The organism is Oerskovia enterophila (assembly GCF_001692445.1).
GTDB lineage: Bacteria > Actinomycetota > Actinomycetes > Actinomycetales > Cellulomonadaceae > Oerskovia > Oerskovia enterophila.
On sequence record NZ_MAQA01000046.1, the window covers coordinates 1 to 12192 of the forward strand.

Consider the following 12192-nt stretch of genomic DNA (forward strand, 5'->3'; position numbering starts at 1 on the left):
CCCGGCCCCTCCCGCCGACCCGGCGGTCCCGCCGACGCCGTAGGGCGCGGGCCTGAGCGGAGCCTCGCCGCACGTCCGGCCCGGACTCACCCCCAGGAAACTCTCAGGGTCCGTCTCAGGGGCATCCCCGATGCCCCGCACGGACCGTGCGCGCCAGCATGGTGCCAGCGGCTCGGAGGGTGACCGCGGACAGGGCTCATCGCCCCGTCGGCTCGCTCCGTCAGGGGCGCTGCACAGCCCAGCGCACCCTCCCAGAGACGAGTCCGCCATGCCTTCCCCGTCCCGCACCACCACGTCCCCCACCGCCGTCTCGGGCGCTGCCGGCATCACCGGAGAGCCCGCGCCGACCATCGCGTCCGCCCGTGGCCTGGTCAAGACCTACGGCAAGGGCCCGACGGCCGTCCACGCGCTCGCGGGCGTCGACGTCGACTTCGGACGTGGTCGCTTCACCGCGATCATGGGCCCCTCGGGCTCGGGCAAGTCGACCCTCATGCACTGCATGGCGGGGCTCGACTCCCCGACGGCCGGCACGGTCGTGGTCGACGACCTGGTGGTCTCGGGCATGAACCAGCGACAGCTCACGAAGCTGCGGCGCACCCAGCTCGGGTTCGTCTTCCAGTCGTTCAACCTCGTCCCGACGCTCACGGCCGAGGAGAACATCACGCTGCCCCTCGACATCGCCCGCAAGCCCGTGGACCGGGCGTACTTCGCCAAGGTGGTCGACGCCGTCGGGCTCACGGACCGCCTCACGCACCGCCCGAGCGAGCTGTCGGGCGGCCAGCAGCAACGCGTCGCGTGCGCGCGGGCGCTGGTCTCCCGTCCCGCGGTCGTGTTCGCGGACGAGCCCACGGGCAACCTGGACTCGACGTCCTCGCGCGAGGTCCTGACGTTCCTCCGCGAGTCGGTCGACGACCTGGGCCAGTCGGTCGTCATGGTCACGCACGACCCCGTCGCGGCGAGCTACGCGCACCGCGTCCTGTTCCTGGCCGACGGCCGGATCGTCGACGAGGTCACCGACCCGACGCCCGACTCGGTGCTCGCCGTCCTGGGTTCGCTCACGCGCAAGAAGGCGGCCGCCTGATGCTGCGCGTCGCCCTGCGCAACGTCCGCGCGCACCTCGTGCGCCTCGGGCTGTCCATCCTCGCGGTCGTGCTCGGCGTCTCGTTCGTCGCGGGCACGTTCTCGCTGCGCGAGATGCTCTCCTCGACGTTCGACGGGATCGTCGACGCCGGGTCCTCGTTCGACGTCTACCTGCGCGGTGGCGAGGACTCCGCGGCGCTCACGCAGGAGAACGCGAGCGCGGGCGCGGTCCGCACCACGATCCCGGCGGACCTGACGGACACGGTCCAGGGGGTCGACGGCGTCGCGCACGCCTTCGCCGACTACACCGGTCCGTTGGTGCTCGTCGGGGCGGACGGCACTCCGCCACCCACCACGGGCGCGCCGACGTTCGGCCTCGCGTGGCGGGCCGCCGACCCCTCGACGCCGATCGCGGAGGGTGCGGCGCCGACGGGCCCCGGGGAGTTCCTGCTCGAGGCCGGCACGGCCGAGGCAAGCGGCCTCACGGTCGGGGACTCGACCACGCTCGTCGTCGCTGGACAGGTCACCGAGGCGACGCTGACCGGGATCGTGGACATGGGTGCCTCGATGGCCGGCGCGAGCATCGTGTTCTTCGACGAGCCGACGGCCGCTGCGGCCTTCGCACCCGACGGCATGGTCTCGACGATCTCGGTCCTGGCCGAGGACGGCGTGGGCGAGCAGGAGCTCGCCGACCGGATCACGGCCGTGATCGGCAGCGCTGCGGACGCCGCCACCGGCACCTCGCCCGTCGAGACCGTCACGGGCACGACGGCCCGCGACGAGGCCCGCGAGGACATCGCGTCGCAGCTCGGGTTCATCGAGACGTTCCTGCTGGTCTTCGCAGGCATCTCGCTGTTCGTCGGCGGGTTCATCATCGCCAACACGTTCGCGATGACGGTGCGGCAGCGGCAGCGCGAGCTCGCCCTGCTGCGCGCCGTGGGGGCGTCCCCGCTCCAGGTGTTCGCCTCGATCCTGGTCCAGGCCGCGGTCATCGGGGCGCTCGGCGGCGCGCTCGGGGTGCTCGGCGGGCTGGGGCTCGTCACGGCGCTCAAGGCGATGTTCGGGTCGATGGGCATGGAGCTCGCGGGCGACATCCCGCTCGACGCGACGACCGTCGTGGTCTCGCTCGTGCTGGGCGTGGTCGTCTCGGTCGCGTCGGCGGCCCTCCCTGCCCGACGCGCGGCGCTCGTCGCCCCGGTCGAGGCCATGCGCGACGACTCCCCCGCCCAGGCCGGGTCGCTCCGCGCTCGTGGCATCGCGGGCGCTGTCGTCGCCGGGGCGGGCGTCGGGGCCGTGGTCGTCGCGGTCGTCCAGGCGGCGGCCGACGAGACCGCGGGCACCGGGGCGCTCCTCGGTCTCGGGGCCGTCGGGGTGATCGTGGGGACGCTCCTGCTCGCGCCCGTCGTCGCGCGCGGCGTCCTGCACGTCATGTCGGCGCCGTTCGTCGCGTGGGCCAAGCCCCTCGGGACGTTGGCGCGCGGCAACGTGACGCGCAACCCGCGCCGCACCGCGAGCACCGCGAGCGCCCTCATGATCGGCATGTCCCTCGTCGGCGCGGCCTCGGTCCTGGCCGTGTCGATGCAGGCGTCCATGAAGTCCATCGTGGCCGACGAGTCGCTGGCCGACCTGGTCGTGGAGTCCGCGACGGGCACGGTCCCCTCGGGGGCCGTGAGCGACATCTCGGCGCTGCCCGAGGTCGGTGCGGCCGACTCGCTGACGGCCGACCAGTACTTCGTCGGGTCGTCCTCTGGGGACGCTGCCGACGCGTCTCCCTTGTTCGTGCTCGGGGTGGACCCGGGGGTGTTCGGCCGCACGTGGCAGACCGAGACGGTCGAGGGCAGCCTCGACTCGCTCGCCGACGGGCAGGTCAGCGTCCTCCAGGCGACCGCGGCCGACGAGGGCTGGGGACTGGGTGACGAGCTCACGCTCCGCTCCCAGCAGGGCAGCGTGGACGTCACGATCGGGTCGATCTTCGACTCGCCCGCCCTGGGCGTCCCGGTCGTCGTGCCCGACGCGGTGTTCGCGCAGCTCTCGGTCGCCCCCGCGGAGATGTCGACCATGCTCCTGGTCAAGGCGGCCGACGGCGTGTCCCAGGCCGAGCTCGACGCCGCGGTCACAGCGGCCGCCGAGCCGTACATGATCGTGTCGGTCATGGACGACGAGGAGTACGTCTCGGCGCTCGCGAGCCAGATCGACCAGATGCTCACGATCCTCTACGCCCTGCTGGGGCTGTCGATCGTCATCGCGGTCCTCGGCATCGTCAACACCCTGGCGCTGTCGGTGATCGAACGGACGCGTGAGATCGGGCTGCTGCGGGCCGTCGGGCTCGGACGGTCGCAGCTCGCCGGGACGATCGTCATCGAGTCGGTGCTCACGGCCGTGTTCGGGACGCTCCTCGGGCTCGCGGTGGGCGTGGGGCTCGCCGCTGCGATGCCGACCGTGTTCGCGAGCACGGGCTTCACCGCCCTCGCGATCCCGTGGGCCGGGCTCGGGACCATGGTGGGCATCGCGGTGCTCGTCGGCGTCCTGGCCGCGGGCTGGCCCGCGCTGCGCGCGGCGCGGCTCCCGGTGCTCGACGCCGTGACGGTCGACTGACGGACCCCGGCGGCGGTCGGCTGGTTGGCCGGCGCACCAGTCACCGGTGATCTAGGTCCGCCCCCTCCCGGAGGCGGGTGTCCTTCTGCGTAGCCACCACAATTGTGGTGGCTGCGCAGAAAACACATCCGCCCCCCGGGCCCCACGAGGCAGAGGGCAGGGGCAGTGGGAAGAGGAGCCGGACGCCCGTGGTCGCTCGCGAGGCGCACGGGCGGAACGTCGCCGTATGACCGTCGCTGTCGCTGTCGCTGTCGCCGTCGCCGTCACCGTCACAATCACCGTCGCCTTCTCGGCGCCCTCCGCCGACGCGCGCAGAGCCCGTGGCCCCTTCCCGGTGACGTGGCTCGCTCCACCCGATAGTGTCCCGCTGAGGGGCGCCCCGACCCCCGCCGTGCCGTGGACGGAGCCCTCCGGCGGGGCTCGAGGGATGTGGTGCCATGTCCGCACGTCCGGGCGACGTGACCCTGATCGGCCGCGAGCGCGAGAAGCAGGTTCTCGACGACCTGCTGGCCACGGTGCGTCAGGGATCGAGCCGGGTGCTGGTCCTGAGGGGGGAGCCCGGATCGGGCCGCACCGCCCTGCTCGACCGGCTGTCCGCCACGGCGGGCGACCTCGACGTCCTACGCCTCACGGGGACCGAGACCGAGACGGACCTGCCCTTCGCGGCGGTCCAGCGCGCGCTCCTCCCCCGGGCGTCGCGCATCGCGGGCCTCCCCGCTCCCCAGGCGGACGCGCTCCGCACGGCCCTCGGGACGTCGTCGGGCCCCGCACCGGACCGGTTCCTCGTGAGCCTCGCCGTGCTGTCCCTCCTGGCCGCGCTGTCCGACGACGCCCCCGTCCTCGTGCTCGCCGACGACGCGCAGTGGCTCGACCGCGAGTCCCTCGACCTCCTCGCGTTCGTGGGCCGCAGGCTGCGCGCCGAGCGGGTGGCCCTGGTCCTCTCGGTCCGGGCCGGGACGCCGGGCGCGGCCGCGGTGTCGGACCTGCCCACGGTAGACCTCGCAGGGCTCCCGCGGGACGCGGCGCTCTCGCTCCTGCGCTCCCGGGTGGGCACGGCCCTCGACCCGCAGGTCGCCGACTCGATCGTCGCCGCGACCGGCGGCAACCCGCTCGCGCTGCTCGACCTGAGCGGCGAGCTGAGCGCCGCTCAGCTCGCGGGCGGCGCGGTGCTCTCCGCGCCCCTCCCTGTCGGCAGCCACCTCGAGGACCACTACCAGCGGCACACTCGCGCGTACGCTCGCCCGACCCAGCGCTGGCTCCTGATCGCCGCGACCGAGCGCGGGGGCGACACGGCATACGTCAGGGCCGCCGCCGAGGCCCTCGGCCTGCCCGACGACGCCTCCGACGCGCCCGAGCGCGACCGCCTCGTGACGGTCGAGAGCCACGTCGCGTTCCGCCACCCGCTCGTGCGGTCGGCCGTCTACCGCGGCGCGACCGGCAGCGAGCGCCGGGCCGCCCACGCCGCGCTCGCCGCCGTGACGAACCGGCCGGCCGACGTCGACCAGCGTGCCTGGCACCTCTCGGCAGCAGCCCTCGGCCCTGACGAGGGCGTGGCGGCAGCGCTCGAGCAGGGCGCCGAGCGTGCCCGCGCCCGAGGCGGCTACGCGGCCCGCGCGGCCTTCCTCGCCCGCGCGGTCGAGCTCACCGCGCCAGGTCCGCGGCGGGACGGACGCGCGGTCTCGGCCGCCGAGGCCGCGTCGCTCGCCGGGTCGCCGGTCCGTGCGCTGGCCCTCCTGGACGGGGTGGACGAGAACTCTCTCGCCCCGGCGGTCCTCGCACGGTGCCTCACCGCTCGGGCCGTCGCCCGCAAGTACTCCGGGGCGCCGCACGCCGCGGCCGAGAGCCCGGGCCTCTTCCTCCGCGCCGCGCGCACGCTGCGCGAGACTGACCCGGCGGCTGCCCAGGACGCGCTGCTCACGGCGTTCGGCGAGATCCTCGGCGCCGAGCGCGCGGCGGGTGACGACACCCTCGCGTGCCTCGCGCGCGAGGCACGCGCCCAGGAGGTCGACAGCACCGCCGACACGACTCTCGACCGGCCGAGCGACATGGCCTCGACCCTGCTGGGCGCGCTCGCAGCGCTCGCGACGACGCCCGACGCCCGGTGCGTCCCCGCGCTGCGGGCCGCCGTCGAGTCGATGCGTGCGCCCGGCGCGGCGTCCTCCGAGACGTTCCAGCGGCACGGCCTCCTGGCCGTCGCCGTGACCACGGCACTGTGGGACGACGCTGCTCGCGACGAGCTCGTGCGCCAGGCCGCCGCTCAGACCCGGGCCGCCGGCGCGATCCCTGCGCTGGACTCGGCCCTGTGGGTGCTCGCGCTGTGCGAGACCGTGATGGGTCAGCTCGGGGCGGCCGACCACCTCCTGGCCGAGGTCCACGAGCTCCGCGAGGCCGTGGGGCTCAGCCCTGAGCAAGCCCGGATCTTCGCCAACGTCGAGCTGCTCGCGTGGCACGGTCCCGACTCCCCCGCGCTGCGCGAGCGGATCGACCAGGCGCAGGGGGCCGCGGACCACCTGGGCCTGGGCGGGGCCGCGAGCCTGGCGCGGACCGCGCGCATGCTGCTCGACCTCGCCGCCGGCGACCACGCCGCCGCGTTCGACGCTGCGTCGGCGATCGCTCGCGAGGGGTTCCTGCAGGTCGGGATCCGCGTCCTGCCGGACCTCGTGGAGTCCGCACGACGCAGCGGTCACGACGACGCGGCCCGCGCCGCGCTCGCCCGGCTCGCCGACGTGACCCTGGCGAGCGGGGCGCCGTGGGGCCTGGGCGTGCTCGCCCGCTCGCGAGCCCTCCTCGCCGAGGACGGTGAGGCGGACGCCCACTTCCGTGACGCCGTCGGGCACCTGTCGCGGACACGCGCGGTCGCCGACCTGGCGCGGACCCACCTCCTGCACGGCGAGTGGCTGCGGCGACGGCGTCGCCGGCGCGAGGCGACCGTCGCCCTGGGCGCCGCGCTCGACCTGTTCGAGCGCATGGGCGCCGAGCCGTTCGCGGCGCGCGCCCGCCGCGAGCTGGCTGCGGTCACGGGGCGGGCCCAGGTACCGCTCGACCGCCCCACGACGGGTCTGACCGCGCAGGAGCAGAGCGTGGCCGAGCTCGCCGCCACGGGCGCCACCAACGCCGAGATCGCCGCGCACCTGTTCATCAGCCCGCACACCGTGCACTACCACCTGCGCAAGGCGTTCCGGAAGCTCGGGGTCTCCTCGCGCCGTCAGCTCGCGCACGCGCTGCGCCCGCCCGACGCCGGAGCGACGGTCCGGCGGTAGACGTCGCCCGTGCCGGGCGGGGGCCTCGCGCAGGTGGTCGGTCGTCTCAGGCCGGCTCCCCCGCGGCCTGGGGCGCCCGGGCGTGCGCGACGGCCCAGTCGAGGGCGGCGTCCGCGACGGCCTCCCAACCGGGCTCGGCGCACGTCCAGTGCGAACGGCCCTCGAAGTCCAGGACCTCGGTCACCGCGGGCGAGCGGTGGTACTTGTGGGCGTTCGACCGGTTCACGGACGCGGGCATGATGTGGTCCTCGCTGCCCGTGATGAACAGGAGCGGTGCACGGTCGGCGTCGTAGTCGACCCAGGTCTCCTGCTTGCCCGGCTTGAAGTTGGCGATGAGCCCGTAGGCCCACACCCAGCTCCCGGGAGCAGGGATGTGGTAGCGGTCGTAGACCTCGCGGGACTCCTCGGCCGTGAGCGTGTTGGTGAACGCGTAGTGGAACTGCTCGGGCGTGAACCCCGCGGCGCGGTGCGCCTTGGCGGGGTTGTTGAGGATGGGGAAGAGCGACTTGATCTGCGACGGCGGGTTGACCCGCACGCCCTCGGTCGGAGCCGCGTCGATCACGACGGCCGACGCGCCCAGGCCGCGGGCCAGCAGGAGCTGGGTCAGGGTGCCGCCGAACGAGTGGCCCATGATGATGGGCGGCCTGTCGAGGCCCTCGACGATCCCGGCGAGGTGGTCGACGGTCTCCGGGACCGTGAGCCTCGCGATGACCTCGGGGTTCTCGCGCAGCGCCTCGACCTCGATCTCGAACCCCGGGTAGCCGGGCGTGAGCACGCGGAACCCCTTGGCCTCGTAGTACGGGACCCAGTGCTCCCAGCTGCGAGGCGTCATCCACAGGCCGTGGACGAGGACCACGGTGTCGGGGGCGGTCGGCGGGGTGGTGTCGCTCATGGTGGTCTCCTGTGGCCGAGGGATCGTGCTCCCCACCTTCCCCGGCACCTCGTGGTCGGGGCATCACCCGTCGCGGGTAGTCACCACCGGATCGACGCAAGAAATCGACAGAAGAGCGAAAACTTCTCGCAGAACCCTTGCGCGGGTGACCGCTCGGCCATAGATTCGGCTCACCGTCAGGGCGAGGACGCCCTGCACCGCGAAGGCAGCGCCTTCCCGAGAGAAGTCGAGTCGACGATGACACGAACGCACCTCCGGCCAGCCCTCCCCCTCGGGGGACGAGCGCGGACCCGATCCCCCCTGACCTCGCTCACCGCGCTCACCGTCGCACTCGGCCTCGTGGTCGGCACCGCGGCCGGCGCGTCCGCCCATGGCCGCGACCCGCGCCCCCCGAGCCCCGTCGCGACCCGAGCGGCACTCGCCCCGGACCTCGTCGCGGGCCGCGGCGCGGACCTCGGGATCGTCGAGCAGGAGGCCGAGTCGGCCGTCACGGACGGCGCCGTCCTCACCCCCGACCGGACCGCCTACACGCTCGCGTCCGAGGCCTCGGGACGCTCGGGCGTCCGGCTCATACCGGGCCAGTACGTCGAGTTCACGCTGCCGAAGGCCGCCAACGCGCTGACCGTGCGGTACTCGATCCCGGACGCACCGGGCGGCGGCGGGATCACCGCTCCGCTCGCGGTGTCGGTCGACCGGGGCCCGAACCGGACCATGACGCTCACCTCGCAGTACTCGTGGCTCTACAACCAGTACCCGTTCACGAACGACCCGGACGCGGACCTCCTGCACCCCGACTGGTGGATCACCGAGTGCGCGTGCGTCCCGGCCGCCACGACCCCCGCCCCCGAGATCACCAAGCCGTTCCGGCCGACGCACTTCTACGACGAGCAGCGCCTGCTCCTGACGAGGACCTACCCGGCCGGCTCGACCGTCCGGCTCACCGTTCCTGCCGGGAGCCAGGCCGCCTGGACCGTGATCGACCTGCTCGACTCGCAGGTCGTGGCCCCTCCGAAGCTCACGCTGCGCGCCGCGAACGTGCTCGCGTTCGGCGCCGACCCGTTCGGTCGCCGCGACTCGGCCGCCGCGTTCGACAAGGCGATCGCGTTCGCGAAGAAGGCCAGGCTCCCCGTCTACGTCCCGCCGGGCACCTTCCAGGTGAACCGCCACATCATGGTCGACGACGTGACGATCCAGGGCGCGGGCAGCTGGTACACGATCGTCAAGGGCCGCGAGACGGCGCTCGCGACGCCCGCGCCCGACGGCTCGGTGCACACGGGGGTGGGCTTCTACGGCAAGGACGCGGCGGACGGCGGGAGCCGCAACGTCCACCTGTCCGGGTTCACGATCGAGGGCGACGTCCGCGAGCGCATCGACACCGACCAGGTGAACGGCGTGGGCGGGGCCATGAGCGACTCGACGATCGACGGGCTCTACATCCACCGGACCAAGGTGGGGCTGTGGTTCGACGGCCCCATGGACAACCTGCGCGTCACGAACAACGTCATCACCGACCAGATCGCCGACGGTCTCAACTTCCACGGCGGCGTGACCGGCTCGGTCGTCTCGAACAACCTGGTCCGCAACACGGGCGACGACGGCCTGGCCATGTGGTCGGAGAAGCTCGCCAACGCGAACAACACGTTCGACCGGAACACGATCCAGTCCCCGACGCTCGCGAACGGGATCGCGGTCTACGGCGGCACCGACAACACCGTGTCGAGGAACCTGGTCGCCGACCCCGTCCGCGAGGGCAGCGCGCTCCACGTCGGGTCACGGTTCGGCGCCGAGCCCTTCACGGGCAGCCTCCGGATCACGGACAACACGACCGTGCGGTCCGGGACGTACGAGCTCAACTGGAACATCGGGCTCGGTGCGATCTGGTTCTACGCGCTCGACCGCGACATCGACGCCGACGTCCAGGTCGTCGGCAACCACTTCCTCGACAGCACCTACAACGCGATCATGCTGGTCTCCGACTGGCCCGTGAAGGACCAGGTCGCGATCCGTGGCGTCCACTTCAAGGACACGCGGATCGACGGGACCGGCACCTCGGTCCTGAGCGCGCGGGTCGCGGGCTCGGCGACGTTCGAGAACGTCGACGCCCGGAACGTCGGGGCGGTCGGCATCAACAACTGCGGCTCGTTCAACTTCCCGGCGACGGGCTCCGAGTTCACGGTGACCGACCTCGGCGGCAACGACGGGGGCGGGTCCACCGGCCCGTGGCTCGCGCCGTGGGAGCTGCCGAACACCATCACGTGCGACGACCGCCCCCCGGTCGTCGCACCCCCGGCGCCTTCGACCTGGTGATGCCCGCGGGGTGCGCCGAGCCACGCGGCGAGGCGCACCCCGTGGTCGGGACCGCGACGGGCGGGATGGACACCTGGGCTTCAATGAGTCAATACTATGATTCATTGATCCAGTTGGAGGAGTGCCCATGTTCGGTCCGCCCGTCGCCGCCCTGGCCGCGCTCTGCGCCGTCGCGGCCGCTGTGCTGATCCTGGCCGGCTCCGTCCGCGTCCGTCGGCACCCGACTCGCAAGGTGCTCGACGCCGCCCTGTCCCACGAGCGCACGACCTCGGCCGTCGCGGGCCTGCTCGCGCTGCTCGTGATCGCCTACGTCCTCTCCCCCGTGGGCGCCGCGGACCTCACGAGCAGCACGCACACCCCCGGCCTGCTGCTCGCCGTCGCACCGCCCGCCACGGCCGTGCTCCTGCTCGCCGTCCGCGCCGTGGGCGAGCTGACCTGGCCCCGCACCCAGGGCGCGGTGCGGACCGCGGCCCTCTCTCGTCGCAGCGTCCGCTCCCTGGGCGAGTGGCGCCTGACGCTCTTCCTCGTGACCGTGGCGATCTCCGCCGTCGGGCTCGTGGTGTTCGGTCTGACCGCGGGCGAGGGCGGGCGCGCCGTCGACGCCCCCATCCAGGTCTCGCCCGACGGCTGGTCCACGGGGAGCTCGGGCCCGTACCCGGGCTGGCCCTACGGGGTGCCGCTGCTCGTCGCGCTGGCCGTCGTGACCCTCGCGACGCTGGGCGTCCTCAAGCTGGTCTCGCGCCGCTCGGTCGTGAGCGGAGCGACCGCCGCCGAGGACGACGCGCTGCGCCGCCTCAGCGCCGCGCACGTGCTCGCGGGCGTGCAGCTCCTCGTCGGGCTGGGCACGGCCGCGGTCATGCTCCTCGCGTCCCTCGCCCTGTTCTCGGCGGACCGCAGCCCCGCCGCGTTCGTCGCCTTCGCGGTCGCCACGGCGATCGGGATCACCTCGGTCGTCGCGGGTCTCTCGGTGCTCGCGCGCCACCCCGCACCGGCCGCTCCCGCGGCGCCCCAGCCGTCCGCCGCATGAAGACCCTCACGGTCGACCTCGAAGGACCCGTCCCCGTCTACGAGCAGATCCGCAGCCAGATCACCGCGCTCGTCTCGCTCGGGGCCCTGACCCCGGGCGACCGCCTGCCCTCGTCGCGCGACCTCGCGCGCGACCTGGGGATCTCGGTCGGGACGGTCCAGCGCGCCTACCGCGAGCTCGAGGCGACCGGGGCCGTCGTCTCGCGGCGACGCACGGGGACCGTGGTCGCCGTGCCCGAGCACGGCACCTCGGAGGCCGACCAGCGCTCGTTCGCCGCGCACGCGACCGAGCTCGTGGCCCACGGACGGGCGCTCGGCATGGAGGACTCCGTGATCCTCGACGTCGTCACGGGCCTGCTCCAGCAGCACGACGGCCCCACCGGCGGCTGAGCCCGTCTTCCCCGGCCGGGCTCGGCTGCTGGTGGGGCCGTCCTGCACGCACGGTCTCAGACCGTGAGCGGCGCCTTCGCGCGCAGCGCCGCGGCGATCGACTCGCCCCACACGTACGCCTGCTCCATGTGCCCGTCGACCAGCGGCCCCGCCGCGTCCTCGACGAGGAACGACTTGAGCGGGACGAGCATCTCGTAGCCCTTGCGGGTGATGATCCTGGCCGCGGCGCGCGACGCCGAGCTCGGGATCGCGCGACCCAGGGCGGTGCGCGTGTCGAACGTCGTGACCCAGCGCGGGCCGGTCCCCTCGGCGTGGTCGGGGAGCGCGACGCACCACTCGCGGAGCCCGACGTTGCGGGCCGGCACCGTGCCGCCCGAGCGCTGGACGGCCTCGGCCCGGGTCCCCGGGCGGCTCATCGACATGGAGTGCGTCGGACCGCCCGCGACCACCAGGTCGACGTCGTCGAGGAGCGAGGGGTCCGCCACGGCGTCCGCGACGTCGACGACCTTGACGGGAACGCCCGTCGCCATGCCCGCGGCGATCTGGCGGGCGACCTTCTCACAGTTCCCGAACATCGACTCGTAGACGACGGCAGCAGTCAGGTTCTCTCCACGGTTCGTCATGCTCCCAGCCTCGCGTCCG

At 73.8% G+C, this 12192-nt stretch carries 8 protein-coding genes; 6 read left to right on the forward strand and 2 right to left on the reverse strand.

Translation table 11 applies throughout. The annotated features are described in order from the left end of the window. Nucleotides 1–268: 268 nt before the first annotated feature. The 3 genes from OERS_RS15910 (at nucleotide 269) to OERS_RS15920 (ending at nucleotide 6935) form a co-directional block, all read left to right on the forward strand. Nucleotides 269–1081 (forward strand): ABC transporter ATP-binding protein, encoded by an 813-nt coding sequence (locus OERS_RS15910; protein WP_083201533.1) that lies wholly within the window; start codon nucleotides 269–271, stop codon nucleotides 1079–1081. Further along, nucleotides 1081–3675 (forward strand): ABC transporter permease, encoded by a 2595-nt coding sequence (locus tag OERS_RS15915; protein ID WP_068626913.1) that lies wholly within the window; start codon nucleotides 1081–1083, stop codon nucleotides 3673–3675. Before OERS_RS15910 ends, OERS_RS15915 begins: the two co-directional genes overlap by 1 nt. A gap of 437 nt (nucleotides 3676–4112) precedes the next feature. Next, the gene (locus OERS_RS15920; protein WP_068626915.1) at nucleotides 4113–6935 is read left to right on the forward strand and encodes a helix-turn-helix transcriptional regulator; all 2823 of its coding nucleotides are present in this window, start codon (nucleotides 4113–4115) and stop codon (nucleotides 6933–6935) included. A gap of 46 nt (nucleotides 6936–6981) precedes the next feature. Here the strand turns inward: OERS_RS15920 and OERS_RS15925 are convergent, their stop codons facing one another. After that, entirely contained in the window at nucleotides 6982–7827 is an 846-nt protein-coding gene (locus OERS_RS15925) for an alpha/beta hydrolase (protein WP_068626917.1), read from the reverse strand. A 237-nt stretch (nucleotides 7828–8064) separates the two neighbouring features. On the opposite strand from OERS_RS15925, the gene OERS_RS15930 reads away from it, so the two are divergent. From OERS_RS15930 to OERS_RS15940, 3 genes are all read left to right on the forward strand, one after another. After that, nucleotides 8065–10134: a glycosyl hydrolase family 28-related protein gene (locus OERS_RS15930; protein ID WP_068626919.1), complete on the forward strand. Its 2070-nt coding sequence runs from the start codon at nucleotides 8065–8067 to the stop codon at nucleotides 10132–10134. Nucleotides 10135–10261: 127 nt separating this feature from the next. Further along, a complete protein-coding gene (locus tag OERS_RS15935; protein ID WP_068626921.1) occupies nucleotides 10262–11161 on the forward strand; it encodes a hypothetical protein in 900 nt (299 codons plus the stop codon). Then, nucleotides 11158–11550 carry a GntR family transcriptional regulator gene (locus OERS_RS15940; protein WP_068626922.1) on the forward strand — a complete coding sequence of 131 codons (393 nt, stop codon included), beginning with the start codon at nucleotides 11158–11160 and terminating at the stop codon, nucleotides 11548–11550. The genes OERS_RS15935 and OERS_RS15940 overlap by 4 nt, the downstream gene beginning before the upstream one ends. A gap of 56 nt (nucleotides 11551–11606) precedes the next feature. On the opposite strand, the gene OERS_RS15945 is transcribed toward OERS_RS15940, so the two are convergent. Next, entirely contained in the window at nucleotides 11607–12173 is a 567-nt protein-coding gene (locus OERS_RS15945) for a flavodoxin family protein (protein WP_083201534.1), read from the reverse strand. Between the last annotated feature and the right edge of the window lie 19 nt (nucleotides 12174–12192).

What these genes read in the sequence shown, in the direction of transcription:
- OERS_RS15940 (WP_068626922.1), top strand. Translation starts at nt 11,158, where the DNA reads ATGAAGACCCTCACGGTCGACCTCGAAGGACCCGTCCCCGTCTACGAG.
- OERS_RS15935 (WP_068626921.1), top strand. Translation starts at nt 10,262, where the DNA reads ATGTTCGGTCCGCCCGTCGCCGCCCTGGCCGCGCTCTGCGCCGTCGCG.
- OERS_RS15945 (WP_083201534.1), bottom strand. Translation starts at nt 12,173, where the DNA reads ATGACGAACCGTGGAGAGAACCTGACTGCTGCCGTCGTCTACGAGTCG.
- OERS_RS15930 (WP_068626919.1), top strand. Translation starts at nt 8,065, where the DNA reads ATGACACGAACGCACCTCCGGCCAGCCCTCCCCCTCGGGGGACGAGCG.
- OERS_RS15910 (WP_083201533.1), top strand. Translation starts at nt 269, where the DNA reads ATGCCTTCCCCGTCCCGCACCACCACGTCCCCCACCGCCGTCTCGGGC.
- OERS_RS15915 (WP_068626913.1), top strand. Translation starts at nt 1,081, where the DNA reads ATGCTGCGCGTCGCCCTGCGCAACGTCCGCGCGCACCTCGTGCGCCTC.
- OERS_RS15925 (WP_068626917.1), bottom strand. Translation starts at nt 7,827, where the DNA reads ATGAGCGACACCACCCCGCCGACCGCCCCCGACACCGTGGTCCTCGTC.
- OERS_RS15920 (WP_068626915.1), top strand. Translation starts at nt 4,113, where the DNA reads ATGTCCGCACGTCCGGGCGACGTGACCCTGATCGGCCGCGAGCGCGAG.